We start from the raw sequence: 25,491 nt of genomic DNA on the forward strand, positions 1-25,491 counted from the left end.
GCCTGAGATCGTTTTGGGCCTTGGCAAGTTGTTGCGCATGTTAAAGCTAACAATAACCATTCTCAATAAAATAATGTGCAATGGCCTTTAAACTGCTTGGGCCGGGCACCTGCAGGCACCTTTGCAACCAGGCCTGGCGGGCGCTAACGGGTGTTTGGCACGTAAGTGCCAAGGTTGGCGGTGCGCGGGGTGCCAGTGTGTGGCCGCGTTCATCAAAGGTGAGGTTAAGCAGCAGGTGTTCAGCAACAGGCATTAATTGCGCCACGGGAATGGGGTGAACGCTGGAAATTGGCCTTAAGCCAGCAGGCGGGCATGGCTGCTTCACAAATTGGGCGCATGCACTTTGGGGCGCTGTTTGCGGCCAGCACCAGTTTGGGTTTAGGGGCTTTTTGTAAATAGACCCGTGCAAGCAGGCTCCAAAGGGAATCGACGTTGCGCAATAAACCGCGCCCCAGGCGTTGTGCCTGCCATAGTTGCAATGCCTGCTATTAAAAGACGCTGCGTTACTGGTCTCAAATTAAGCCAATGGGGCAGCTGCAGGCCCGTGGGCCCGGCTATCTGTGCAAGTAATTCAGCGGGCGCTTCTAGAGGTTTTTAGAGGGGCAGGTTGCAGCGGCCGCTAAGCGAGGGTAATCAGAGGCGTATGCAAGGTGCCTTTGTCCAATCTCTAGCAACTAGCAACTAGCAACTAGCAACTAGCAACTAGCAACTAGGCTCTATTCCCATTGGCCCAACGCTGGCAGGCGTATTCCTTTTCTTCTTCTTCTTACTTACTGCCCTTGCTAAATCTCCCTACCCGTATTGTGGTAATTAAATTCGTATGTATAATGCGAATCGTTATCATTACCAAAAAGAAATTGGGGAGTTATATGAACCACCGCCTGTTAGTGCTTGCCATACACGCAGCCACCTTTGCCGCATTCCTGCCTGCCAAGGCGTTTGCCAGTGATGAAACACTGGAAACCGTCAGCGTTATTGCCAGCCAGTCGCGCTTTGGCGCCACCAAATCCGATACGCCCATTACCGAATCTGCGCGCTCTATCTCTGTGGAAACGGCGGCCATGCTGGCCGATAAAGGCGCGCTGAACCTTTCTCAGGCTACCACCTACATGGCCGGTGTCACCGGTGAAACTTACGGGTTCGCGACCCGGGGCGATTGGGTGCGCTCGCGCGGGTTGGATGTGCCGCGCTATCGCGATTCCATTCAGGAATTGTTTGGCAGCTATAACAGCACCCGTGCTGAAGTGTTCACTATGGAGCAGGTGGAAGTGCTGAAGGGGCCGGCCTCTGTGCTGTATGGCCAGGGCTCGCCCGGCGGCATTGTGAACTATGTGTCTAAAACGCCGAAAGCACAAAGCGCGGGCGAGTTGAGCGTGAGCTTTGGCAACCATGATCGCAAGCAGCTGCAGGCAGATTTCACAGGTGCGCTCAGTGAATCTGGCCAATGGCTGTACCGCGTGGTGGCGCTGGCCCGTGAGAGTGACTCGCAAGTGGATTATGTAGACGACAACACCCGCGTGCTCATGCCCTCGGTAACCTACGCGCCAACAGACGACAGCAGTTATACGCTGATTGGCATGATGCAAGATACCGACAGCGACACCGCCTCGCAGTTTATTCCCATTCAGGGCACCTTAGAGCCCTTGGCAGACGGCAGCTACCTTGATCAGGATGTGTACGTAGGCGAACCCGGCTTTAACCGCTACAACACCCGCGCCAACCAACTGACCTTTTTGATGAACCAAACCCTTACCGATGCGTTATCCCTTGAAGGCACGCTTTTGTGGCGTGAGGGCGAAGCCGATTACCACCAGGCCTGGGCGGTGTTTACCGGCGCGGGCAACAGCCGTTATTTAAACGATTTGGTGGGTGTGCCCGTGGCCACCAGCACTACTGTAGCGCGCAGTTTTTATCAGGCCGATAACACCTTCAACCAAGCCGCTGCCGATGTGCGTTTGCGTGGCGATTTCAGCACCGGCGAATTAAGCCACGAGCTGATGCTGGGCGTGCAATACCAAGCGGTAACCACCGATGCCAATCGCGCCTATTACTACGGCGGCGGCGCCCTGCAGGGTGACTTCTCTCTGGCGCTGGATTTGGCAAACCCCGTGTATGGCAATGTGCCAGACCAAGCCACAATGGATGCCCTGTATGTGGATCAACCGGAACAACAGGTAAAAGATGCAGGCATTTACTTGAACGATTACATCAGCTGGCACAACTGGCGCATCACTCTGGGTGTGCGTCAGGATGAAGTGAAAAATGATGTAGCTAATAGCACCCAAACCGATCGCGCCACCTCCTTCGGCACGGGCCTGTTGTACGCCTTCGATAATGGCCTCTCGCCCTACGTGAGCTACGCGGAATCCTTCAACCCGGTGATTGGTGTTGATGCAAACGGCGATCAATTAAACCCCGAAGAAAGCCGCCAGTATGAAGCCGGCGTGAAGTACGAACCCGAAGGATTGCCTGCATTAATTACACTGGCTTATTTCGACATTGAGATTTCCAACCTGCCCAACCCCAACAGCCTCCCCGCAACGGCGGGCCAACAGCAGGGCATTTCAACGTTAAAAGGCCTGGAGCTTGAGGCGCGTGCACGGCTGGGCGAGTTTTATGTACAGGCGGCGCTGTCGTCATTGGATGCCAAAGATCCCAACGGCTTTGCCCTGGCCGCCACGCCGGAAAGCCAGGCCGCACTGTGGGTTGATTATCAGCCAGAGCGAATTGCCGGTTTGAAAGTGGGGGCCGGTGTGCGTCATGTAGGGGCCAGTATTTCCGAAAACGACAGCCTGCGCTACAAAACGCCGGCCTACACCTTGTTTGATGCAATGCTCGGGTTTCAGGTGAATCACTGGGCGTTTAGCCTGAATGCGCGCAACCTTAGCGATGAGCAGTACCTCACCAGTTGCCTCACCCGTGGCGACTGCTTCCCGGGCCTGCGCCGCTCTGTGGTGGCCAAGGCCAGTTATAACTTCTGATGCCGAAACCGAGGGCGGCCCGCAGTGAATGCGGGCCGCATGTCTATGGAAAACATTTTTTTGCCAGCAGCGCTGCTACTTACAGTTGCAGGTGTCGGGCTTTTGTATTGGTGTTGGCGGAAGCCCCGAAAATTGCCAGGGGTAGTGGCGATGGCCTGGGTGTTACTGCTGCTAAGCGGTTGGCCTTGGGCGGCGGCGCTGGGTGTTGAGTTCGGCATTATTTTCGCAATCTTTTTAGTGCCCGTGTGTGTGTGGCTGTTGCTCGCGCCACAATGGCGCGCCAATAAAAATACCCATTACCGATTAAAACTTCGCACGCCCAGGCAGGCGGCGATTAATCATGGCGCGGCTAATCAAGCCACTGGCAAACCGGTAGAGCTTCTGAACACGCCAAGCGCGCGAGCCCCACAGGCAAGCAGGGGCTGGCAACTTGTGCTGCGCGCATTGGCTTTGCTGCTGTTTACCGCACTTGCCAGCACGCTGGTGGCAGTGGCGGTGGTGCAACTTTTACCGGTAAGCCACCTCGCGCGCCTGATATGGGCGCTGGCGCTACAAACCTTGTTTTGGGGTGGCCTGGCTATTTGGTTGTGCGGCGCGGCGCGGCTTCGCACGCCGGTTGTGTGGTCTGCCAGTGCGGCTGTGTGCTCGTCGGTTTTCTTGTGGCTGATTGCGCTCTAAATTTGTAGAAAGTGGCTCATTGAATATGTTCAAACAAAAATTATCAGGCTGGGTAAAACCGGCCCTGAAAGCCCACCATTGGTTGGGTATTTTTTTAGGCGCGCTGCTCTACGCCATTTGTTTATCCGGCACCTTGGCGGTATTTTACGAAGAGATCGAACGCTGGGAGCAGCCCTTGGCCGAGCCCTATGAAGCGGTAGATCCGGCGGCTGCCGAGCGCGGCTTTAATCGCTGGTTTGGCGCCATGAGTGAGCCGGAAGATCACCTCTACCTGGTGTTTCCCTCAGACGCTCTGCCCATGATGAAAGTGGCAGACAGCCAGGCCGGTTACTACCTCACCGAAAGTGGCGGGCAGGGCCCCCGCGCCTATGATGACTTCTCCCATTTAATTACCGGCCTGCACATCAATCTGCACCTGCCGCAGCGCGTTGGCATGATTATGGTCAGCGCAGCCGGCGCTTTGCTTGTGGGTTTGATTATTTCGGGCTTTTTGGCGCACCCCAGCATTTTGCGCGATGCGTTTCGGTTGCGCGTAAATAAAAGCTACCAGTTAAGGCAGGTGGATCTGCACAACCGGTTAAGTGTGTGGGGCAGCCCCTTTTATTTGATGATTGCCGTAACCGGTGCCTATTTTGGTGGTGCATTGTTGGTGATGAGTGTGTACGCCCAGGTTTTTTACGGTGGCGATCAGGAAAAGATTATTGAACAGGCCTTTGGTGCCGAACCCCAAATCACACAAACCGTTGCTGCGCCGGAAATTGCCAAGGCCTACACCCAATTGGCAGAGCTTTCGCCCGAGGGTAAACCGCTGTTTATGATTTTGCACGACGCCGGTACCGAAAGCGCCTTCATGGAGTTTTTTGTGCAGCAGCCGGGCCGGTTGATCTATTCAGAAAACTTTTCCTTTGATTTGGCGGGCAATTTTATTCAGCGCGATGGCTTTTCCGATGGGCCGGCCGCCAAGCAAGTGATCTACTCGGTTTATCGCCTGCACTTTGGTCACTTTGGCGGCCTGTGGGTAAAAGTGTTGTACGTGTTGCTGGGGCTGGGGCTCACGGTGGTGTCTGTTTCCGGTATTAACATTTGGCTTGCCAAGCGCGGGCGCGCCGACGCGATGGATCGCTTATGGGCGGGTTTCGTGTGGGGGCTGCCACTGGCCTTGGCATTGAGTGCGCCGGTGCAGGTGCTATTGCACGGGCCAGGCGTGTGGGTATTTGGGCTGAGTTTATTGGCTTTGTGTGTGGCCAGCTGGCACCAGCGCGATGCGCTGACTGTTAAGCGCCGTTATCAGGGGGCTTTGGGTTCGGTATTGGTTGCATTGCTGGGCGGGTATGTCTTGGCCTTTGGTGGTGCGGCGTTTTCCGGTGGGGTGCTGGCTGTTAACCTTGTGCTACTTTTGCTGGCACTGGCGTTACTCAAAACTTCACGCAAACCCCTGCAGGTAGATTCCGCGCCCGCGACAAAGCGCACAGCCCTAGACATTGCCACGTAAATGCGCAGCCATTGCCGGTTAGTGTTGCGCGCGCCATTGGTGCTCGGTGGTGAACGTAATTTGGTGCACGCTAATGGGTATGTTGATGGTGTTTAGTGCACTTATGATGGCTTGTTCAAAGGGTTGTTGGCCTGATTGCGCGAGTTTTGTAACAGAGAATTCGTTTTCGAAAATGCAAACCACGGCCAGGATTTGGGGGAAGTTCCCGTAGTCTACGAGGTGGGTTAGCCACTGAAACCCGTCAACCTTTTTGAGCGCCGATTCGCACACTCCGGTGAGCGCGATGCGAATGGCGTTGTCTATTTTCTTATGGGTTTTTCGCATGGGTTTGCAGCAAGCCTTGTGTTGATTTTGAAATTGGGTGGGCGTTTGAGTTTTAGTCTGCGATTAGCCCAAGCGTGTCAGTAGTGAGTGAGAGCTGGCTTGTAAATATTGCAGGCGGCAGGCGTGCCGTCTGCAATGTGTTTAGATGTTACTGCCTTGTTGTTGGGGCTGCACGGTTTTGAGATCGGCATCAGACATTAAAATGTCTTTGTAGGTGCCACCGGCGGGAATCATGGGGTAGACGTTTTCTTCACGCGCCACAATCACATCCAGCAGGTAAGGCTCATTGGGATTGGCCAGCATCCGCTCGAAGGCGGCGGGCAGGTCTTCTTTGCGCAGCACCCGTTCAGATCTCACCCGGTAGCCTTCGGCAATGGCCAGAAAGTTCGGATAAATATCCATATCGTTATCGGCTTTAACGCGCGTCAGCGGGTCAGAGAGCGAGGAGCCTGCGCGGTTTTTGTTGTAAATCATGTCTTGCCACTGGCGCACCATGCCCAACCACTGGTTGTTGATCACCACCACTTTGACGCCCAGTTTGAAACGGTGGCAGGTGGCCAATTCGTGCACTGTCATGTTGAGCGAGCCATCGCCGTCGATGTCGATTACTGTACGCTCGGGGAAGGCGGCCTTGGCGCCAATGGCCGCGGGCAGGCCGTAACCCATGGTGCCAAAGCCCGAGCTGCTTAAGAACGCGCGCGTACGCGTGCTTTGGTAGTGCTGCATGGCCCACATCTGGTGCTGGCCTACACCCAGGCTCACAATGGCCTCGCCCTTGGTTATTTCTGAAAGCAGGTTGATCGCAAACTGCGGGCTGATTGCGTCGCATTCAGGCTGCGGGTAGGGCCAGGCTGTTTTCCACTGTTGTACTTGTGTCACCCAGGGTCGGTTGGTGACTGACGGGCAATGGGCCAGCAATTGCTCCAGTGCCAGTTTGATGTCGGCGCATACGGGCAGGGTAACGTCTTTGTTTTTGTTGAGTTCGTCGCGGTCTATGTCGATGTGAATGATGCGCCCGTGCTTGATGAACTCGCTCACCTTACCGGTTACGCGGTCATCAAAACGCACGCCGGCGGCGATCACCAGATCTGCTTCATTGATGGCGGTATTGGCGTATTTCGCCCCGTGCATGCCCAGGGTATGCAGTGCCAATGGGTGCGCGGGCGGAAAGCAGCCGTGGCCCATCAACGTGGTGGTAACCGGAATCTGTGCGCGCTCTGCCAGCTGCAGTAATTCACTGTGCGCACCGGCTGCCACTATGCCGCCGCCTGCGTAGATAACCGGGCGCTCGGCTTCACTCAACAAGCGCAGCGCCTGTTCGAGCTGGTTGCCGGTCATGCCTGTGGCGGCGGGCTCCGGTGGTTCAATTACCGCCGGCACTCTGGGGGGCGTGTAGTTGCCCTCGTGATCGCGCGGGTAGTGTTGCTGGATGTCTTTGGGGATATCAATCAACACAGGCCCCGGCCTGCGCCCGCCTGCCAGGGCAAAGCCTTCGCGCACCACTTCGGGGATGTCGGTGACGCGGCTTACCAGGTAATTGCGCTTGGTGATGGGGCGGGTAACCGCCACGATATCCACCTCCTGGAAGGCATTTTTACCCAACAGGTGCGAGGGCACGTTGCCGGTAATGCACACAATGCCAATGGAATCGCTCATGGCATCGGCAATGCCGGTAACAAGATTGGTGGCGCCTGGCCCTGAGGTTGCCAGGCACACGCCCACGCGGCCTGTGGCGCGGGCGTAGCCTTGGGCTGCGTGCACCGCGCCTTGCTCGTGTTCGGTGCGAATGCAGCGGATGCCAAATTCAGCCAGCACGTCGAAGATTTCCAGGTTGGCGCCACCCGGGTAGCCAAACAGCAGGTCTACCCCCTCAGCCTGCATCGCCTTGGCCAGCAACTGTGCGCCGCGCAATGCGCCTTTGCGCTGGCTTTCAATAATGTCGGTAATCGCGCCGCCGGTAACAGTGCCTTTATTGGCGTAGGTAACATTATCAACGGGGTGATTACTCATGGTGTGGCTCCTTGTGGGTGCGATGGTGACATTTGGCCCGGGTGGGGTAGGGAATTGATCTTCTCAAAATTGCGCATAAGGCGATAGCTGCTATAACTAAAGTGACTAACTACTGCCTATGGCACTGAATCATGGGCACAAGTTGGCAATCACAATCAGGGAGAGCGTCATGGCCAACCACATCTTTATACTGGCATTTGTCATGTTGTTCGCAGGGGTATTCGGCGGACTCATCAACTTTTATCAAATGAATCAAAACGACAACGACCCAGCCAGCCTGCCGCGCTGCATTGTGATGGGCGTGGGGGCGGCCTTTTTGGTGCCGGTTATTTTGAATCTGGTGAACAGCGATCTGATCATGGAGATTCAGGGTGATCCATCGCGGCTTTTGATTTACACCGGTTACTGCCTGATTGCGGCGGTGGCCTCGCGCATTGTTATCGTGAACATGGGCGAGCGCATCTTGCGTGAAGCAGCCCAGGCGCGCGCTATTTCAGACAACGTGCATCACGACCTGCGCATGATGCAAGAAGAGCTGATGCCGCTGATTGCCACCGAAACCGAGCAAGACCCAGAGGCCGATGGCAACCAAGGCCCGCTGGAGGCGGAAATCGAGCTGGATGTCACCTCCGCCAAGGTGCTTAAAACCTTGGGGCGCGGGCGCTATATTTTCCGCTCTATGGCAGGCCTGTGTCACGAGGCCAGTGCCGATGAAACCACCATGGCCAAAACCCTGAACGTGCTGGTTGCGCGCAACCTGGCGGGCAAGGTGAGCGGCTCCAAGGGCGTGCGCTGGTATGTCACCGAAAAAGGCCGGCGCGTGATGGACATGATTGTCTGAGGGCGCGCTATGAACAGGTTGTCGGTGATATGGGTGTGGCTGCTGGTGCTGTGTGCACCGGCGGCAATTGCCCAGGTTAGTAGCCCAGCGCCCGATGGGGCGCTGGTAGCCGAACAGGCCGATGTGCGGGTTATCATCGATATCTCTGGCAGCATGAAGCAAAACGACCCGGAAAATCTCCGGCGCCCGGCGTTGGATCTGCTCATTAAAATGATCCCCGAGGGCAGCAAGGCGGGGGTGTGGACCTTCGGCCAATACGTCAACATGCTGGTGCCGCACCGGGAAGTAAACGACCAATGGCGCAAAGACGCGGCGGCCAAGGTGCAGCAGGTGAATTCCGTTGGCCTGTTCACCAACATTGGCGGTGCGCTTGAGCGGGCCAATAAAGATGGCGGCCCGCCAGAGCCCGGCTTTAATACCAATATTATTTTGCTCACCGATGGCATGGTGGATGTCTCCCGCAACCCGGAAGAAAACGCCCGCGAGTGGCGCCGCATTGTGGATGAAGTCTTGCCCTCCCTTAAGGGGCAAAAGGTAAAAATTCACACAGTGGCACTTTCTGATAACGCCGACGGCGAGCTGATGAATGCATTGTCTTTGGGTACCGACGGCGTGGCCGCGGTGGCCAATAATGCCAGCGAACTCACCAAAATTTTCATGCGCGCATTGGCGCAATCGGCACCCGCCGATGAAGTGGCGCTGGATGAAAACAAATTCCTGGTAGATTCCAGCATTGAAGAGTTTACCGCGCTGATTTTTCGCGCCAAACCCGAGCAGCAAACAGAGCTGCTCTCGCCTGATCAAAAGTTTTACAAGGCCAATACAAAAGACCCTTATATCGCCTGGCACCGGGCTTCCGACCACGACCTGATAACCATCAAACAGCCCATTGAGGGTGAGTGGCTGGTGCGTGCCGATTTAGATCCAGACAGCAAAATCACCATAGTTACCAACTTGAAGCTGTTGGTAAAACCCATGGCCAACAATTTGTTTGAAGGCCAAGCCACAGAGCTGCAATTTTTGCTGCAGGATAAAGGCAAAACCATCAGTGATGCGCGGTTTCTACGGTTGTTAAACATCAAGGCTGCGCTGCTTAAGGGCGAGCAATCGCTGTGGGCGGAAACCCTGTCTGATGCGCTACCCCCGGGCGATGGCATTTACCGCCGTACCCTTGATCAATTTGAGGACGAGGGCCGCTACCTTTTGCGCCTGAATGTGGATGGCAAAAGTTTTAGCCGTGAATTCACACACCACCTGGCAGTGCGGCCGCCATTTCAGGTTGAGCGTGAGCGCCAGGGCAACGGAGATCAACTCATTAGCGTGAGCGCCAATGGCCAAACCCTTGATAAGGCGCGCACGGTGGTGGTGGCGAAAGTGCGTGAGCCGAGCGGGCGCTCCAGTATTCAGCCGCTGGTGTTAAGCCCCACTGATCAATGGGAGCTGCGTTTAAGCCCCGCAGAGGAAGGGGAGTACGAAATCGATTTGCGCGTCAGCGCAATAGATTCCGAAGGTGCCAAGTTTGATCATCACCCTGCGCCCATCGCGTTTACCCACCCAGAAGGTGCAGACCCATTTAAAGGAGAGCCAAAGCACGCCGTTGCACCTGCGCCCACACCCGAATCCACGCCCGAACTCCAACAAGAGCCCACACCCGAGCCCACACAGGCGTCTTCCCAGGAGCCCGAAGCCGAGCCCGTAGCTAACCCCGAGCCTGCCGCCGATACCAAAAAATGGGTGCTATACGGCGCACTGGCCGTTGGCAACCTGCTGATTTTGGGCCTTGCCTACTTTGCCTGGCGCATGGTGATGGGCGGCAAAAAATCAGAAGATGATGATCTGGATGAAGCTGGCCTTGAGCAAGAAATGGCGGCCGAAGAGCAAGCGCAGGCCGCTGCATCCGATGAGCCGAAGCTCGACGATTTAACCGAGCTACCCATGGCCGATGACCTAGGCGATGGGGCTGTGGATCTGGAAAGTGAAACCGCAGCCGATGAGCTTGCCGATATTGATGTATCTGACAACGCGCCGGAATTTACCCTGGATGATTTGGCGCCCGCCAAAGATGATGACCCGGATGAAAGCAGCGATGCAGGCGATGACCTGCCAAAACCCTAAGGTTGCAAGCGTGCAGTGATTGCACAAAGCGCCACGCCAATACCGCTATTGGCGTTTGACTTTTGGCTGGGCAAGTTTGTGAGTGGCGCGGTTAGTTGCCAACCGGCACTTTTCGGGCTCGACTATTTGAAACTCGTTTCTAGTTTCTAGTTTCTAGTTTCTAGTTTCTAGTTTCTAGTTTCTAGTTTCTAGTTTCTAGTTTCTAGTTTCTAGTTTCTAGTTTCTAGTTTCTAGTTTCTAGTTTCTAGTTTCTAGTTTCTAGTTTCTACTTTCTCGTTTCTCGTTTCTCGTTTCTAGTTCTTCGCGAGCCCTGCCTTCCTGAACCTCCTCTAGAACCCAGGGGCCCTATCCCCCTATCAACGTCATGCGTAGGGCTATTGCTCTGGGTGAGGTTAAAAAACATACTATATTAGTATTGACTAAATTAAGTATTTCTAATTTAATAGGGCAATCTTATTGGCCATAGGCCGTTTGAACGCACTCAAGGAGCAGATATGAAACTCAAATACTGGATTTTAGGGGCGGGTAGCGCGCTTTTGATGGCAGCGGCAGCCTTGGCTGGCGCCCAAGAGGCTAAGGCTAGCAAAGCCCAGCTGGCCCAAGGTGTAGCGAATTTTCATAGCCATTCGCCAAGCCTGGCAACAGGCGGGCTGGTGAAGCCCGAGGCGCTGGCTGCACTCAAGGCTGCAGGTTTTACCCAAATCATCGATTTACGCACGCAAGAAGAGGGCGTGGCAGGCGAGCAGACGGCAGCAGAAGCCTTGGGCCTTGAGTGGCACCACCTGCCCACTGCGGGCGAGTTGCCCAGTGCCGAGCGTTTGGCCGAGTTTGGCGCTTTGCTGCAAAACGGCAAAACCCTGGTGCACTGCCGCTCGGGCAACCGCGTGGGCATGACCTGGGCGCTCTGGCAAATTTCACAAGGCAAAGATGTTGAAAGCGCACTTGCCGAAGCTCGGGCAATGGGCATGAAAGCGGGCTTTGAATCAGCAATTCGCGCCCAGGTAAAGGCGGCCGCCAGTGAGCACTGAGGCCGAGCTAAGTGCCCTTGCCGAACACGCGGGCGAGGCGGCCAGCCTGCTAAAGCAATTGGCCAATCCGCACAGGCTGATGATTTTGTGCACCCTGATAGAAGGCGAGCTTTCAGTGGGCGAGTTGAACGCGCGGGTGCCCCTTAGCCAATCGGCGTTGTCGCAGCACTTAGGTGGCCTGCGCGAGGCGGGCCTGGTGGCCACGCGCAAAGAGCGGCAATCGGTTTTTTACCGCCTGCAAGGCGATGAGGCCGTACGGGTAATTGAAGTACTTAAACAGCTGTATTGCAGCGAATAACCCACCCAGAGGTGACCAAATGAAACGAATCAGTGCAAAAGAGTTTTCCGAACAATATGCCGCCGCCGGCAACCTTGCCGTGGTGGATGTACGCACGCCGGCAGAATTTAACAGCGTGTTTTTGCCCGGTAGCACCAATGTGCCAGTAAGTGATATTCACCCACAGGCTGTGCACGATGTGGCTGAAACGGGCCCTGTGTATTTAATGTGCCGCACCCAAAAGCGTGCGGAAATGGCCTGTGAAAAACTGGCAGGCCAAGTGAAATGCGAGCTGGTGGTCATTGAAGGGGGCATTGAAAACGTCGATCCGAAACTGCTGCGCCAGGGCGCGCGCAAAACCATTGCGCTGGATCGGCAGATGCGCATTACCGCAGGCCTAATGGTACTTGTGGGCGTTGCGGGAGGCTTCTTCATTCACCCTGTGTGGTTTGGCCTGAGCGGGTTCGTGGGCGCGGGCCTGATGTTCTCTGGTATTACCGATGCCTGCCCCATGCTGATGGTGCTGGCGCGCATGCCCTGGAACAAAGCCTGATGCCCGAAGTGCTTGCCATCGGGGCCGCAGTGGGCCTGGTGCTGGGCTTGACCGGTGCTGGTGGCTCATTGTTTGCGGTGCCGCTACTGATGCTGGGGCTGGGTTTGGCAACGGGCCAGGCCACAGGGTTGGCCCTTGGCGCAGTGGCGGTGAGTGCGGCCTGGGGGGCGGCCGGAGGCTTTGCACGCCGTGAGGTTGTCTGGCTGCCGGCCTTGGTGCTTGCTCTAAGCGGTGCGCTGCTGGCTCCGGTCGGCCGCGCGCTGGCGCTTCAATTGCCGGATATATGGTTGATGGCAGGTTTTGCGGTGCTGGTGATCTGGGTGGCCTTGCGCATGTGGCTGCAGGCCCGGCGCGAGCCCGCTGCCGCTGGCGTCACCCGCGCGAGCCAGGCTCCCAAATTACTTACTGCCGAGCAACCCCTGTGCCGGTTCAGTGCCAGCGGCCAGCTGGAGCTGCGGCCACGGTGTCTGGCGGGGGTTGTGCTGGGCGGCGCCATGGCAGGTGTGTTGTCCGGGCTTTTTGGCGTGGGCGGTGGCTTTGTGATTGTGCCGCTTTTGGTGCTGCTCACGGGCCTTAGCATGCGCGCGGCGGTGGCCACCTCGCTGCTGGTGATTGCCGTAATCAGCACAAGCGGCTTTGCCAGCTACCTGTGGCTTGGCCATGCAGTGAACTACGCGGTGCTGGCCTGGTTATCGCTTGGGGGTGTGCTTGGCATGGTGCTCGGCTCGAAGCTTGCCCATCGCCTGGCCGGGCCGGTTTTGCAGCAAATATTTGTTGTGTTGATGATTCTATTAACTGCCAGCGCCCTTTGGCTGCAGTGGCGGGCAAGTTAGGCGCACCGCGCGCAAGAGAGGTTACCCAATGATTTTTCGTCAATTGTTTGATCACGAAAGCTCCACCTACACTTACCTTGTGGGCGATGCTCCAAGCGGCGAGGCCATACTTATCGACCCGGTGCTGGGTCAGGAAGAGGCCTACTTGCAGCTGCTGGCACAGCTTGGCCTGACACTTAAATACGCCGTGGATACCCACGTACACGCCGATCACGTAACCGCACTCGGCAAATTGCGTGAACGCACCGGCGCACGCACGCTCATGGGTAAGCAAAGCGATGTAGCCTGCGCATCGGACTGGTTTGGCGACGGTGATGTGCTGGCGGTGGGGCAGCTACGCATTCACACCCTGTTTACCCCCGGCCATACAGACGACTCCTATTGTTTTTATTTACCCGGCCAAGACATGCTGTTTACCGGTGATACGCTTTTGATCCGCGGTACCGGACGCACGGATTTCCAAAACGGCGATGCGCGCGCGCAGTATGAAAGCCTGCAACGCCTACTGGCCCTGCCCGGGCATACCCAGGTGTGGCCGGGGCACGATTACAAAGGCTGGACCTCCAGCACGCTTGCAGAAGAACAAGCTCACAATCCCCGCCTGCAGGTGGCCAATAGCGAGGCCTATGCCGCGTTGATGGCAAACCTGAAACTGCCTAACCCCAAAATGATGGATGTGGCCGTGCCCGCCAACAAAGGTTGCGGCATGGGCTGACCCGCTAGTCCCGCTGTGTCGTACACAGCGGGGCGCACCATTGATACACTGGGCGTTTTGAGACGTTAACGCTTGGAGTGAGGCATGGCCTTTAAAGGTACAGATCAATACGTAGCAACTGATGACCTGCGCATGGCGGTAGATGCCGCCGTCACCTTGCAGCGCCCACTGCTGGTTAAGGGTGAGCCGGGTACCGGTAAAACCATGTTGGCCGAACAGGTGGCCCAAAGCCTGGGCTTGAAGCTGATTCAATGGCACATAAAATCTACCACTAAAGCCCAGCAGGGCCTGTACGAGTACGATGCGGTGTCGCGCCTGCGCGATTCACAACTGGGTGACGACCGCGTACACGACATCAAAAACTACATTAAAAAGGGCAAACTCTGGGAGGCCTTTGAGTCTGATGAGCAGCTGGTGTTGTTGATTGATGAAATCGACAAAGCCGATATCGAGTTCCCCAACGACTTGTTGGTTGAAATCGATAAGATGGAATTTTTCGTGTATGAAACCGGCGAAACCATCAAGGCCAAACAGCGCCCCATCGTGATCATTACCAGTAATAATGAAAAAGAGCTGCCCGATGCCTTCTTGCGCCGGTGCTTTTTTCACTACATTACCTTCCCAGATCGCGACACCATGCAAAAAATTATTGATGTGCATTTTCCAGACATCAAACAGGCACTGGTTAAAGATGCGCTGGATATTTTCTTCGATGTGCGCAAGGTGCCGGGCCTGAAGAAAAAGCCATCTACCAGCGAGCTGGTAGATTGGTTAAAGCTCCTGATGGCAGACGATATTCCCGATGAAATTCTCACCAATCGCGATACCACCAAGGCCATCCCGCCGCTGTATGGCGCACTGCTGAAAAACGAGCAGGATGTGCACATGCTCGAGCGTTTGGCGTTTATGAGCCGACGGGAAAACCGCTAATGTTACTCAACTTCTTTAATGGTTTACGCACCCACAAGGTGCCGGTATCCATCAAGGAGCTGTTGGTGCTGCTGGAGGCGCTTGAACAGCGCCTGGCCTTTGGGTCGCTGGATGATTTTTACCTGTTGTCGCGCACCATTTTAATTAAAGATGAAAAGTACTACGACCGGTTTGATCAGGCCTTCGGCGCCTACTTTAAGGGCCTTGAAAGTATTGAAGATATTTTTGAGGCCTTAATTCCAGACGACTGGGTAAGAAGCGAGTTTCTCAAGCAATTAAGCGACGAAGAAAAGGCCAAAATTGAATCTATGGGTGGGCTTGAAAAGCTCATTGAAGAATTCAAAAAGCGCCTGGAAGAGCAGGAAAAGCGTCACCAGGGCGGCAACCGCTGGATTGGCACAGGCGGCACCTCACCCTTTGGCAACAGCGGCTACAACCCTGAGGGTATTCGTGTGGGTGGCCAATCGCGCAATAAAAGCGCGGTAAAAGTGTGGGATAAACGCGAATTTAAAAACCTTGATGACAACGTAGAGCTGGGTACGCGCAACATTAAGATGGCGCTGCGCAAGCTGCGTAAGTTTGCCCGCACGGGCGCGGCCGATGAGCTAGACCTTAACGATACCATCCGCTCCACGGCGCGCAATGCAGGCCTGCTAGACATCAAAATGGTGCCCGAGCGCCACAACGCCGTAAAGGTGCTGTTGTTTTTGGATGTGGGCGGCTCGATGGACCCTTACATCAGCTTGTGCGAGGAGCTGTTTTCGGCCTGTAAAACAGAGTTCAAGCACCTGGAGTATTTTTATTTCCACAATTTTATTTACGAGCGGGTGTGGAAAGACAATTACCGCCGGCATCAGGAAACCACGTCACTGTTTGATGTGTTGCATAAGTACTCAAGCGATTACCGGGTAGTGTTTGTGGGTGATGCCTCTATGGCGCCCTACGAAATCGCCAGCCAGTATGGCAGTGTAGAACACATGAATGACGAGCCAGGTTATAAATGGATGCAGCGCCTAACCGATACCTTTGAAAAGGTAATTTGGTTAAACCCGGTGCCTGAAAAATACTGGGATTACACCCAATCCATTGGCATGACGCGCGAACTCATTGATAACAAAATGTACCCGCTCACTCTCGAAGGGCTGGATCAAGGTATTAAATACCTCGCCAAATAGCGCCTTGTGGCCCTGCCGGTAAATGCCGGCAGGTCATGGCGGGCTACGTGCGGCGTGCCACGTGCGGCGGGCTACGCGTAGCCCGCCGCGCGCCTAGGCATAACCGATACACTTTTCAGCGCAAACCCGCCTTAATAAAAATATTTCTATCAGCCTGCAGTTTGAGGCGCATTCAATATTTAGCCATTGCGCACCCTTGGGCTAGCATTTCATTGCCGTACTCTTAAACCCTGCGCCAAACACTTATCGTGGCCTGTTTCGGTGCCCATGAGTGGCCTTTGGGGCAAAGCGTGACCCGCGGCATGGAGGCACAGACATGGATGCATATCATCAGAAAAAACTGGCCCGGCAGGGCTTCCAAAGGATTTGCCTGGTGCTTGTTAGTGCTTTTTGTTTGGGTTGGGCGGTGGCCGAACCCGAGGCAGACAACGCCGCGCCTTGTGTAAATTTTTTAAGCATTGACTCAGGTGTGCGCGAAGCGCGGCCGGTAAAGGTGCAGGTGATTTGTGTAAAAGGCGAGGACATACGCCAGCACTTAAAAGCCTTGCCACCGCCGGCTGCCGGTGCTTGCCCGCGCAGCAAACCTGCCCGTGATTCAACGGGCAAGGGTGATGCCAGCGCTTGAATTCTTGAGGTTCCGGTGTGTGTGTATGGCTTGCCTGCGCCCGAGCTTGGGTGGGCGCTATCCCCAATAACCGCTAGCACTTATAATTCGGCTTCGTTTAAAAAGTGGCCGTGTGCATGTCTGTTGTTGATTTATCCCCCATTTACGCCGAGCTTGATCAATTAATGATCGATGACGCCCAGGCGCTGCGCAAACGCTTGAAAAGTGTCAAAGGGCGCATTAACCGGCAGCAGCCGGTGGATAAAATTCTGGCGGGTATTAACCAAAGCCTTGTGGCCGCGCAGGCCCGCGTCCACGCTCGCAGGGCCTTGGTGCCCGAAATTGAATTGCCTCAGGCGCTACCCGTAAGCCAGCGCGCCGAAGAAATAGCCGCACTGGTAGCCAAGCATCAGGTGGTGATTCTGGCCGGTGAAACGGGCTCGGGTAAAACCACGCAGCTGCCAAAGATTTGCCTGCAACTTGGGCGCGGTTTGCGCGGGCTCATTGGCCATACTCAACCGCGCAGGCTTGCAGCGCGCACGGTAGCGGCGCGCATCGCCGAAGAACTCAATACAAGCCTGGGTGATCGGGTGGGTTATCAGGTGCGCTTTAATGATCAAAGCGGCGAAAATACCCTGATCAAGCTCATGACCGACGGTATTTTACTGGCGGAAATCCAGCAAGATCCGCTGCTGAGCCGTTACGATACCCTCATTATTGATGAGGCCCACGAACGCTCGTTGAACATCGATTTCCTGCTGGGCTACCTCAAGCAACTGCTGCCCAAGCGCCCGGACCTCAAATTAATTATTACCTCGGCCACCATCGATCTGGCGCGTTTTTCCGAGCACTTCGGGGGCGCGCCCATTATTGAGGTTTCAGGGCGCACCTATCCCGTTGAAGTGCGCTACCGGCCCGCCGCCGAAGCAGAGGGTGAACTTGCCACGCAAATTGCCGAGGCGGTGAACGAGCTGTTGGCTGCAGAAAAGGGCAGTAGCCGGCGCGGCGGCGACATTCTGGTTTTTTTGGCCGGCGAGCGTGAAATTCGCGAAACAGCCCAGGCCTTGCGCAAGGCCAACCTGGCGCACCTAGAGGTGCTGCCACTGTATGCGCGGCTGAGCCTGGCCGAGCAAACCCGCGTGTTTTCGCCCCACAAAGGCCGGCGTATTGTGCTGGCCACCAATGTGGCGGAAACCTCTATCACCGTGCCGGGCATTCGCTACGTGATTGACCCGGGCCTTGCGCGCATTAGCCGCTACTCATACCGCACCAAAATCCAGCGCCTGCCCATCGAGCCTATTTCACAGGCCAGTGCCAATCAGCGTGCGGGCCGCTGTGGGCGGGTGAGCGAAGGTATTTGTATCCGGCTGTACAGCGAGGAAGATTTTCAAAATCGCCCGGCGTTTACCGATGCAGAAATTCTGCGCACCAATTTGGCGGCGGTTATTTTGCAAATGCTTTCAATGCGCATGGGCGATATTGAGCAATTCCCTTTTGTGGATGCACCGGATTCCCGGCTTATTAACGACGGCATGCGATTACTTGAAGAGTTGCAGGCCATTGATGGCAAGCGCAACCTCACCCAGCTCGGGCGCCAGTTGGCCAAGTTGCCCGTAGACCCAACGCTCGGGCGCATGTTGGTGGCCGCGGCTGCGGCCAATGCACTGGACGAGGTGCTGATCATTGTTTCGGGGCTTTCGGTGCAAGACCCCCGCGAGCGGCCAGCAGAAAAGCAACAAGCCGCCGATGAAAAGCACCGGCGCTTTCGCGATGAGCATTCCGATTTTATCAGCTGGGTAAATTTGTGGCGCTATGTGGAAAGTCAGCGCCAGGCGCTGTCTAGCAGCCAATTTGCCAAACTGTGCAGCCGTGAATTTCTTTCATGGCTGCGCATAAAAGAATGGCGCGATATTCACCTGCAATTGCGCCTGGCCCTGAGGGATTTGAAATTCAGCCTCAACCCAACACCTGCAGCCTACGAGGCTGTGCATCAATCGCTGTTGCCGGGGCTGTTAAATAATGTGGCAACCAAGGCCGAAGAGCGCGAATATTTAGGCGCCCGTGCGCGCAAGTTCCAGATTTTCCCGGGCTCGGGGCTTGCCAAAAAATCCCCCAAATGGATTGTGGCTGCAGAGCTTTTGGAAACCTCAAAATTATTTGCCCACACGGTTGCGAAAATTGAACCTGAATGGGTGCTGGCCGCGGCTCGCCATTTGGTAAAACGCGAGCACTTTGAACCCCATTACCATGTAAAAAGCGGGCAGGTAATGGCCTATGAAAAAATCAGCCTGTATGGTTTGGTGCTGATTGAGCGAAAGCGTGTACCCTTCGGTAAAATAGACCCGGCAACCGCCCGTGAAGTGTTTATTCGCAGTGCGCTGGTAGAGGGCAATTACCGGGGCAAGGGCGGATTTTTTAAAGCCAATCAGCGGCTTATTGAAAGCCTGGGCGAGCTTGAGGCCAAATCGCGCCGGCGCGATATTTTGGTTGATGACGAAGCGCTATTTCGTTTTTTTGATGAGCGGGTGGCGCAGGATGTGGTCAACCTTGCAGGCTTTGAACATTGGCGCAATGAGGCAGAGTTAGGCAATGCCAAGCTGTTGTACCTCACCCGCGACTACCTCATGCAGCACGATGCCAGTGCCGTAACCGAAGCCCAGTTTCCAGATCATTTATCCATGAATGGTATGGAGCTGCCGTTGCAATACCACTTTGAGCCCAATCATGCCGATGACGGTGTGAGCATAAAGGTGCCGGTGAGCATTCTGCACCAGATTCCCGAACACCGGTTGGAATGGTTGGTGCCCGGTATCTTAAAAGAAAAGTGTGTGGCGCTGGTGAAAGCCTTGCCCAAGCAGGCGCGCAAGCAGTTTGTGCCGGTGCCCGAATATGTAGATAAGGCGCTGGCGCGCATGACGCCCGCCAACGAACCCTTGGCCCAGGCCCTGGGCGAGCAATTATTTCGCACCTCCGGCAACCGCATTGCGCCAGAGCTTTGGGCGGATGTACAGCTCGATGACTACTACCGGATGAACATCATCGTGTTAGATGAACAGGGCAAGCGGCTCGACAGTGGCCGCCAGTTGCAAGCCCTGCGCGATCGTTACCGCGATCGACTGCAAGCCAGTATCGAATCGGCAGGCCCGGATTTGGAGCGCGAAGGCTTAACGCAATGGCCCGATGCGCCTTTGCCCAAGCAAACCCAATTCAAACGTGGCGGCATTGCTATTCGGGTGTACCCGGCGCTTGTGGATGAGGGCAACAGCGTCGCCCTGCGCATGCACGATAATCTTGAAGAGGCCAGCTGGGTGCATCGCCGGGGCGTTGCGCGCCTGGCGTTGCTAAACCTCGCAGAGCAAACCCGCTACCTGCAAAAAGAGCTGTTGCGCGGTAAAGATATCGGGTTAACCATGGCCTCAATGGGCAGCCGTGAGCAGGTGGCGGGCGAGTTAATGCTATCGGCCGCGCTGCAGTTGATAGACGAGCAACTACCGCAGGCGGATATCCGTGAGGGTGAGGCCTTTGATACCCTGGTTGATACCCTGCGCCCACTGCTGGTGCCTAGAGCCACAGAGCTTGCCGAGTGCTTGTACAAGGCGCTGGTTTTGTTGGTGGAGGTGCGCAAGGTGCTTAAGAGCCATCGCAACGCCCTGATGCTGGCCTTTGCCATTAGCGATGTGAAAGCCCAGCTGGATCAATTATTCGGAAAAGGGGTGTTGGTGCACATGCCGGCCGATACCCTGCGCCAGTACCCGCGCTATTTGAAAGCGGTATTGGTGCGCCTGGAAAAAGCGCCACAAAATGTGCAACGCGATAAGCTCGCCATGGCCGAGTGGGCTGCAGTTGCGGAAAAATGGCAAGCGCTGTGTGAGCAAGCCGGCGAGTTCCGCGCCTGGCAAACACCGGGGTTAATGGCGTTGCGCTGGACCTTGGAAGAGCTGCGTATTTCGCTGTTTGCACAAACAATCAAAACACTGCAACCGGTATCGGCCAAGCGTATCAACAAACAATTGCAGGAGTTCAAAACGCAACTAGGCCTGGTTTAGGTGATTTTTTGTGCAGCCTGTCGCCCAATTGGCTCCACTTGCCGCAGCTGTGAACCCGGCCCGGTAAAAAATCGTGTCTATACTGTAACGTCGGTTGGTGACAGGCCTCTAATCAAGCAGTTGGGCCGCTATTTATCCGCACCACTTGCGGGCCGATAGTTGCCGTCAACCACCTGAAAAGTCACTGATTTAACGGGCGACACCTCGTGGCGTTGCTCACAATAATGAAAAGGGCACGTAAAGGAGAATCCTATGTCCAAGTCTATGAAAACCCCGTTTGCTACCGCCATTGGTGCTGCTGTACTCGCATCTGCTGCCATGTCTACCTCTGCTGTTGCGGCAGAAAATCCGTTCGCATCGCAGGAACTCAGCTCGGGCTACAACCTGGCGGGCAGCCACGCAGAAGGCAAGTGTGGTGAAGGCAAATGCGGCGACCACAAAAAATCCGAGAAAGACGGTAAGTGCGGCGAAGGCAAATGCGGCGACAAAGCCAAGAAAGACGGCAAGTGCGGCGAAGGTAAATGCGGCGATAAAGCCAAGAAAGATGGCAAGTGCGGTGAAGGCAAGTGCGGCGGAGAAAAGGCCAAAAAAGACGGCAAGTGTGGTGAAGGCAAGTGCGGCGGTGCCGCTTAAGCCGGAATTCACCTATGACTCTGCTTGTTAAACCAGCAGTTTCCCAACCGGCGCTTGGCGCCGGTTTGGGTTTACGGCGCAGCGAAATGCAAAGCTTTAAGGCGCTCGGCCGCAGTGATGTGGATTTCATGGAAGTGGCGCCGGAAAACTGGATAGGTGTGGGCGGGCGCTTTGGTCGCCAGCTGCGTGAATATACCGAACGCTTTCCCCTGTTGTGCCACGGGCTATCGCTATCTATTGGTGGGCCTGAACCGCTAGACACAGCCCTGATCGATAACATCAAAACCTTTCTGGATACCCATAAGGTGCGCGCCTATAGCGAGCACTTGAGCTATTGCAGTGACGATGGCCACCTGTACGACTTATTGCCCATCCCCTTTACCGAAGAGGCCGTGCACTATGTAGCCCAGAGGGTGCGCGAAGTGCAAGATCGCCTTGAGCGGCGCATTGCGCTGGAAAACGTGTCTTACTACCTGACGGCTGCGCAGCAACTTACGGAAATCGAATTTATTAATGCGGTGATTGCCGAGGCCGACTGCGACCTGTTGTTGGATGTTAACAACATTTATGTAAACAGCATTAATCATGGCTACGACCCACAGGCCTTTCTGCGGGCCTTGCCCGGTGAGCGCGCAAGCTACATTCATGTGGCCGGTCACTATGATGAAGCCCCGGATTTAAAAGTAGATACCCACGGCGCCGATGTGATTGACCCGGTATGGGCGCTACTGCGCGAGGCCTACGCACTCTATGGCGTAAGGCCCACACTGCTTGAGCGCGATTTTAATATTCCGCCGGTACCGGCGCTATTGGTTGAAGTAAATCACATCAAATCGCTACAGGCCGACGCCCTGGCAAAGGGTGCCCAAGATTTGCGGGCAATGCATTTGGAGCCGGCCCTGTGAGTGAAACCCGCGCCCGCCAGTTCGAGCTTACCCGCCACCTGCGCGACCCGGACCGCGCGCCTGCGCCAGCCGGCGTTGAACCGCGCCGGCTAAAGGTGTACCAGGAGCTTGTGTATAACAACATCGAAGGCTTTTTATCGAGCGGATTTCCGATTTTCAGAAGCCTCATCAGCGACGCCCGCTGGGGTGAGTTGGTGCGGGGCTTTGTGCGTGATTACCGCGCCCAGTCGCCCTATTTTCTGGAAATAGGCCAAGAGTTTTACCACTATGTGAGCAGCGCCCAGTGCTCCCCGCTACCGCCGTTTACCCAAGAGCTGATGCACTATGAGTGGGTTGAGCTTGCGCTGGATGTCGCACCGGATGAGCTGCCGCCGCCGGTAGATGGCCCGGTGAGTGACGCACACATACTTAACCGCTCGCCTCTCGCCTGGCCGCTGGCCTACCAGTGGCCAGTGCACATGATTGGCGAGCAACACCAGCCCGAACACCCGCCCGAAGCCCCCAGTTTTTTTGTGGTTTACAGAAATCGCCAAGACGAAGTGCGCTTTATGGCACTTAACGGCATGAGCTACGCGCTGCTGGCACAGTTTGATCAGCAACCCAACGCCGGTTTTCCCACCTTGGTAGAGGCTTTTTCCGCCCAGCTGCCCGAGCCCCCGGGTGCGCAATTTACCGAACAGCTGCGCGCTACTGTGCAGCAGTTTGTAGACCTCGATGTCCTGCTGATTTGCGAATAGGCCCCCTGCGTCTATGCTTGGCATTTAAGAGCGAATGCTACAGAAATGTGACAGTTAGCGTTGGCGGCCAGCCGCGCTGTGCGTTGCAAGTTGGCAAATTTGGAATTAGCCCACAATTTTTGATTTCAAATAATTATTGCCTCGCTTGGACTGTCATTTTTCTGCAATATTGCGCCGCCAGAATGCAGCGCATCCGGTGAAGCGTTCACCCGATGAACTACATAGCCTATAAAGCCAAGGGGACTAACCATGAATAAACCTATGATGAAGCTGCTGCCATTTGCCATTGCAGCGGTATTGCCTGTTGCCGCCCAAGCCGAAGGCCCGATTGACGGCACTATTTACGGCAAGGTAAACGTAACCGTTGAAAACCAGGATGAAGGCGACGACAGCGTAACCGCGCTGGAAAGCAATGCTTCACGTTTGGGTTTTAAGGGCAAAACTAAGCTCAACGATTCTTTGTTTGCCATTTACCAGCTGGAATACGAAGTGGCGGCCGATGACGGCAGCGATGTGTTCAAGCAGCGCAACATCTACGTTGGCCTGGCTGGCAACTTTGGCGCCGTGATTGCCGGTAAGCACGACACACCCACCAAGCTTTTGCAAAACAAAATTGACCTGTTCAACGATTTGCAAGGCGATATCAAAAACGTCATTACCGCGAGCGACCAGCGCCCTAGCAACACTGTGATGTATGCTACCCCGGAACTGGGCGGCTTCTTTGCCAAGGCGGCGTATATCATGAGTGAAGACGCCGATGTCGACAGTGCTTTCTCGGGCGCGGCTGGCTGGGAAAACGATGTGATCTACGCAGGCCTGGCTTACGATGACGGTGTGCGCGCCGAAGATTCAACCGTGCTCCGCGGTGTGTTACAGGCAACTTTGGGCGACTTCCAGCTGGGCGCGCTGTACGAAACTGATGAAACCAACGATATAGATTCCGATGGCTGGATGTTAAGCGGCCAGTACAAGGTTGGCAGCTGGGCACTGAAAGCGCAGTTCGGCCAGTCAGACATCAAAGCCGAAGGCGGTGAAACCTACTCAGTGGGTGCCGACTACAAGCTGGGCAAGAACACCAAGGTGTTCGGTTTCTACACCGACAACGCAGCAGATAACGATGCGATTGAAGGTAACTACTTAGCCGTGGGTATGGAACACAAGTTCTAAATTTGCTGTTAGATTACCGTTCACAAAAGGGTGCCTTGGCACCCTTTTGCTATTTCTGGAAAGGAGAAAACGATGCGCTGGTGGTTATTGTGGTTGTTGTGTTGGTTGTGTTTACCGGTGTATGCCACCGGGCAGGCAGCGGTTGATGCCGAGGGTAAACCCTGCGAGCCCCTGGTGGATTTATCTGAATCTGGCGATTTCCACCGGTTGCACTTTGAGTGTGACGAAGCACCCCCGGTTGTGAATACCTATGAACCAGCCGATGAACCGAAGCCCGAGCAAACCCGTAAGCAGGCAAAGCCCGGCAATGTTGCCGGCACAGAGGTTTTGCTGCGTGCCCGGGTGCAACCCAATGGCATGACGGAGGCCTTAGCGAGCCTTTATAGCCAGATGGCCGCGCAGTGCCCGAGCGGTTGGGAGAAAGACCGCGAGTGGGCCGAACAGGCACAGGGCCAGCTCTACCTGCACGCGCGCATTACCTGCAGGTGACGTTGCGCGGCTGGGCGCAAGGTGACAGTAGCTGACTTGGCCTAATGAGCGGCGTACAATGGCCGGCGATTTTCACCATAGACACTTAGGGAGATACAGGTGAAGCAGGTTGTACACTACAGGGCGCGTATTGCAGTGCTGGTGTTTTTGCTTTTGGGGTCGGCAGCACTTTGGGCCGATGACAAGGGCTTATTGCCAGAAGATCCATCGGATATTACCGAGGCCACGGCCACGATTCCGGAAGACCCTTGGGAAGGCTTTAACCGCAAGGTGTTTACCTTCAATTTAGTGGTGGATTACTACATGCTGCGCCCGCTCGCCGTTGGTTACCGTGCAGTTACGCCTGACCCTGTGGAAAAGGGCATAGACAACGCCTACCTGAACCTGCGTGACATCACCAATATCTTTAACGATATTTTGCAGTGGAAGTGGGACGCCGCAGCCAACGATACAGCGCGCTTTTTAATTAATTCCACCGTGGGCCTGGCAGGCTTTGTTGATGTTGCCGGCCACTTTGGTTTGCGCCGCAACGACGGTGAAGACTTCGCTCAAACACTCGCCGTTTGGGGGGTACCCGAAGGCCCATACATGGTACTGCCATTGTTGGGCCCCTCTACTGTGACACGCACTTTATCTATTCCCATGGATCTGGATACCCTGCCCATTGCCCAAATCAACGATACGGCAACCCGCAACGGTGTGCTGGGCTTGCGGGTTGTGGCATTGCGGGCGAAGTTTTTGCCGCTGGAAGATTCGATAACGGGCGATACCTATGTATTTTTCCGCTCGGTTTATTTGCAAAACCGTAAATTTCTCATTAACGATGGAGAAGTAGAAGACGACTTTGGCGGTGACACGGGTGAATACGGCGACTATGGTGACGATTACGACTATTGAGCCGTAATGCATCACCACTGAGATTGCGCGCCACTACCGGCGCATTAAAAAGCCCGCAATA

Annotated in this window: 22 protein-coding genes; 20 read left to right on the forward strand and 2 right to left on the reverse strand. The window is 55.5% G+C overall.

The window, feature by feature from the left end; translation table 11 throughout:
• Positions 1-869: 869 nt before the first annotated feature.
• The 3 genes from L1F30_RS05315 to L1F30_RS05325 all read left to right on the forward strand — a co-directional run bounded on the left by L1F30_RS05315 (position 870) and on the right by L1F30_RS05325 (position 5,151).
• Entirely contained in the window at positions 870-2,981 is a 2,112-nt protein-coding gene (locus tag L1F30_RS05315; protein WP_253360325.1) for a TonB-dependent siderophore receptor, read from the forward strand.
• Between the two features lie 150 nt (positions 2,982-3,131).
• Positions 3,132-3,659, forward strand: a complete 528-nt coding sequence (locus L1F30_RS05320; protein WP_253360327.1) for a hypothetical protein — start codon at positions 3,132-3,134, stop codon at positions 3,657-3,659.
• A gap of 25 nt (positions 3,660-3,684) precedes the next feature.
• Positions 3,685-5,151: a PepSY domain-containing protein gene (locus tag L1F30_RS05325; protein WP_253360328.1), complete on the forward strand. Its 1,467-nt coding sequence runs from the start codon at positions 3,685-3,687 to the stop codon at positions 5,149-5,151.
• An 18-nt stretch (positions 5,152-5,169) separates the two neighbouring features.
• Here the strand turns inward: L1F30_RS05325 and L1F30_RS05330 are convergent, their stop codons facing one another.
• Together L1F30_RS05330 and ilvB are read right to left on the reverse strand one after the other, a co-directional pair.
• Complete coding sequence (locus tag L1F30_RS05330) at positions 5,170-5,475, reverse strand: Fis family transcriptional regulator (RefSeq protein ID WP_253360330.1); 306 nt, start codon at positions 5,473-5,475, stop codon at positions 5,170-5,172.
• A gap of 141 nt (positions 5,476-5,616) precedes the next feature.
• Positions 5,617-7,485 (reverse strand): biosynthetic-type acetolactate synthase large subunit, encoded by a 1,869-nt coding sequence (gene ilvB / locus L1F30_RS05335; RefSeq protein WP_253360332.1) that lies wholly within the window; start codon positions 7,483-7,485, stop codon positions 5,617-5,619.
• A 169-nt stretch (positions 7,486-7,654) separates the two neighbouring features.
• On the opposite strand from ilvB, the gene L1F30_RS05340 reads away from it, so the two are divergent.
• From L1F30_RS05340 to L1F30_RS05420, 17 genes are all read left to right on the forward strand, one after another.
• Positions 7,655-8,326 carry a YEATS-associated helix-containing protein gene (locus L1F30_RS05340; protein ID WP_253360334.1) on the forward strand — a complete coding sequence of 224 codons (672 nt, stop codon included), beginning with the start codon at positions 7,655-7,657 and terminating at the stop codon, positions 8,324-8,326.
• A gap of 9 nt (positions 8,327-8,335) precedes the next feature.
• Positions 8,336-10,441: a VWA domain-containing protein gene (locus L1F30_RS05345; protein ID WP_253360336.1), complete on the forward strand. Its 2,106-nt coding sequence runs from the start codon at positions 8,336-8,338 to the stop codon at positions 10,439-10,441.
• 494 nt (positions 10,442-10,935) lie between these two features.
• Complete coding sequence (locus L1F30_RS05350) at positions 10,936-11,469, forward strand: beta-lactamase hydrolase domain-containing protein (RefSeq protein ID WP_253360338.1); 534 nt, start codon at positions 10,936-10,938, stop codon at positions 11,467-11,469.
• Positions 11,459-11,767 (forward strand): metalloregulator ArsR/SmtB family transcription factor, encoded by a 309-nt coding sequence (locus tag L1F30_RS05355; RefSeq protein WP_253360340.1) that lies wholly within the window; start codon positions 11,459-11,461, stop codon positions 11,765-11,767. Before L1F30_RS05350 ends, L1F30_RS05355 begins: the two co-directional genes overlap by 11 nt.
• A 19-nt stretch (positions 11,768-11,786) precedes the next feature.
• Positions 11,787-12,299: a rhodanese-like domain-containing protein gene (locus L1F30_RS05360; RefSeq protein WP_253360342.1), complete on the forward strand. Its 513-nt coding sequence runs from the start codon at positions 11,787-11,789 to the stop codon at positions 12,297-12,299.
• The gene (locus tag L1F30_RS05365) at positions 12,299-13,132 is read left to right on the forward strand and encodes a sulfite exporter TauE/SafE family protein (RefSeq protein WP_253360344.1); all 834 of its coding nucleotides are present in this window, start codon (positions 12,299-12,301) and stop codon (positions 13,130-13,132) included. The genes L1F30_RS05360 and L1F30_RS05365 overlap by 1 nt, the downstream gene beginning before the upstream one ends.
• Before the next feature lie 28 nt (positions 13,133-13,160).
• A complete protein-coding gene (locus L1F30_RS05370) occupies positions 13,161-13,847 on the forward strand; it encodes an MBL fold metallo-hydrolase (protein ID WP_253360346.1) in 687 nt (228 codons plus the stop codon).
• Between the two features lie 84 nt (positions 13,848-13,931).
• Positions 13,932-14,777, forward strand: a complete 846-nt coding sequence (locus L1F30_RS05375; RefSeq protein ID WP_253360348.1) for a MoxR family ATPase — start codon at positions 13,932-13,934, stop codon at positions 14,775-14,777.
• A complete protein-coding gene (locus tag L1F30_RS05380) occupies positions 14,777-15,952 on the forward strand; it encodes a VWA domain-containing protein (protein ID WP_253360350.1) in 1,176 nt (391 codons plus the stop codon). The genes L1F30_RS05375 and L1F30_RS05380 overlap by 1 nt, the downstream gene beginning before the upstream one ends.
• Positions 15,953-16,268: 316 nt before the next feature.
• Entirely contained in the window at positions 16,269-16,577 is a 309-nt protein-coding gene (locus L1F30_RS05385) for a hypothetical protein (protein WP_253360352.1), read from the forward strand.
• A gap of 116 nt (positions 16,578-16,693) precedes the next feature.
• Positions 16,694-20,602: an ATP-dependent RNA helicase HrpA gene (gene hrpA, locus L1F30_RS05390; RefSeq protein ID WP_253360354.1), complete on the forward strand. Its 3,909-nt coding sequence runs from the start codon at positions 16,694-16,696 to the stop codon at positions 20,600-20,602.
• Between the two features lie 252 nt (positions 20,603-20,854).
• Complete coding sequence (locus L1F30_RS05395) at positions 20,855-21,235, forward strand: hypothetical protein (RefSeq protein ID WP_253360356.1); 381 nt, start codon at positions 20,855-20,857, stop codon at positions 21,233-21,235.
• 14 nt (positions 21,236-21,249) lie between these two features.
• A complete protein-coding gene (locus L1F30_RS05400; RefSeq protein WP_253360358.1) occupies positions 21,250-22,140 on the forward strand; it encodes a DUF692 domain-containing protein in 891 nt (296 codons plus the stop codon).
• The gene (locus L1F30_RS05405; protein WP_253360360.1) at positions 22,137-22,877 is read left to right on the forward strand and encodes a DUF2063 domain-containing protein; all 741 of its coding nucleotides are present in this window, start codon (positions 22,137-22,139) and stop codon (positions 22,875-22,877) included. The genes L1F30_RS05400 and L1F30_RS05405 overlap by 4 nt, the downstream gene beginning before the upstream one ends.
• A 249-nt stretch (positions 22,878-23,126) precedes the next feature.
• The gene (locus L1F30_RS05410) at positions 23,127-24,044 is read left to right on the forward strand and encodes a porin (RefSeq protein WP_253360362.1); all 918 of its coding nucleotides are present in this window, start codon (positions 23,127-23,129) and stop codon (positions 24,042-24,044) included.
• Between the two features lie 72 nt (positions 24,045-24,116).
• Positions 24,117-24,533: a hypothetical protein gene (locus L1F30_RS05415; protein ID WP_253360364.1), complete on the forward strand. Its 417-nt coding sequence runs from the start codon at positions 24,117-24,119 to the stop codon at positions 24,531-24,533.
• A 99-nt stretch (positions 24,534-24,632) separates the two neighbouring features.
• On the forward strand, positions 24,633-25,430 hold the full coding sequence (locus L1F30_RS05420; RefSeq protein WP_253360366.1) for a VacJ family lipoprotein: 798 nt from the start codon (positions 24,633-24,635) through the stop codon (positions 25,428-25,430).
• Positions 25,431-25,491: the final 61 nt, after the last annotated feature.

It is taken from the genome of Simiduia sp. 21SJ11W-1, from assembly GCF_024138675.1.
Lineage (GTDB): Bacteria > Pseudomonadota > Gammaproteobacteria > Pseudomonadales > Cellvibrionaceae > Simiduia.

What these genes read in the sequence shown, in the direction of transcription:
- L1F30_RS05315 (WP_253360325.1), top strand. Translation starts at nt 870, where the DNA reads ATGAACCACCGCCTGTTAGTGCTTGCCATACACGCAGCCACCTTTGCC.
- L1F30_RS05320 (WP_253360327.1), top strand. Translation starts at nt 3,132, where the DNA reads ATGGCCTGGGTGTTACTGCTGCTAAGCGGTTGGCCTTGGGCGGCGGCG.
- L1F30_RS05325 (WP_253360328.1), top strand. Translation starts at nt 3,685, where the DNA reads ATGTTCAAACAAAAATTATCAGGCTGGGTAAAACCGGCCCTGAAAGCC.
- L1F30_RS05330 (WP_253360330.1), bottom strand. Translation starts at nt 5,475, where the DNA reads ATGCGAAAAACCCATAAGAAAATAGACAACGCCATTCGCATCGCGCTC.
- ilvB (WP_253360332.1), bottom strand. Translation starts at nt 7,485, where the DNA reads ATGAGTAATCACCCCGTTGATAATGTTACCTACGCCAATAAAGGCACT.
- L1F30_RS05340 (WP_253360334.1), top strand. Translation starts at nt 7,655, where the DNA reads ATGGCCAACCACATCTTTATACTGGCATTTGTCATGTTGTTCGCAGGG.
- L1F30_RS05345 (WP_253360336.1), top strand. Translation starts at nt 8,336, where the DNA reads ATGAACAGGTTGTCGGTGATATGGGTGTGGCTGCTGGTGCTGTGTGCA.
- L1F30_RS05350 (WP_253360338.1), top strand. Translation starts at nt 10,936, where the DNA reads ATGAAACTCAAATACTGGATTTTAGGGGCGGGTAGCGCGCTTTTGATG.
- L1F30_RS05360 (WP_253360342.1), top strand. Translation starts at nt 11,787, where the DNA reads ATGAAACGAATCAGTGCAAAAGAGTTTTCCGAACAATATGCCGCCGCC.
- L1F30_RS05365 (WP_253360344.1), top strand. Translation starts at nt 12,299, where the DNA reads ATGCCCGAAGTGCTTGCCATCGGGGCCGCAGTGGGCCTGGTGCTGGGC.
- L1F30_RS05370 (WP_253360346.1), top strand. Translation starts at nt 13,161, where the DNA reads ATGATTTTTCGTCAATTGTTTGATCACGAAAGCTCCACCTACACTTAC.
- L1F30_RS05375 (WP_253360348.1), top strand. Translation starts at nt 13,932, where the DNA reads ATGGCCTTTAAAGGTACAGATCAATACGTAGCAACTGATGACCTGCGC.
- L1F30_RS05380 (WP_253360350.1), top strand. Translation starts at nt 14,777, where the DNA reads ATGTTACTCAACTTCTTTAATGGTTTACGCACCCACAAGGTGCCGGTA.
- L1F30_RS05385 (WP_253360352.1), top strand. Translation starts at nt 16,269, where the DNA reads ATGGATGCATATCATCAGAAAAAACTGGCCCGGCAGGGCTTCCAAAGG.
- hrpA (WP_253360354.1), top strand. Translation starts at nt 16,694, where the DNA reads ATGTCTGTTGTTGATTTATCCCCCATTTACGCCGAGCTTGATCAATTA.
- L1F30_RS05395 (WP_253360356.1), top strand. Translation starts at nt 20,855, where the DNA reads ATGTCCAAGTCTATGAAAACCCCGTTTGCTACCGCCATTGGTGCTGCT.
- L1F30_RS05400 (WP_253360358.1), top strand. Translation starts at nt 21,250, where the DNA reads ATGACTCTGCTTGTTAAACCAGCAGTTTCCCAACCGGCGCTTGGCGCC.
- L1F30_RS05410 (WP_253360362.1), top strand. Translation starts at nt 23,127, where the DNA reads ATGAATAAACCTATGATGAAGCTGCTGCCATTTGCCATTGCAGCGGTA.
- L1F30_RS05415 (WP_253360364.1), top strand. Translation starts at nt 24,117, where the DNA reads ATGCGCTGGTGGTTATTGTGGTTGTTGTGTTGGTTGTGTTTACCGGTG.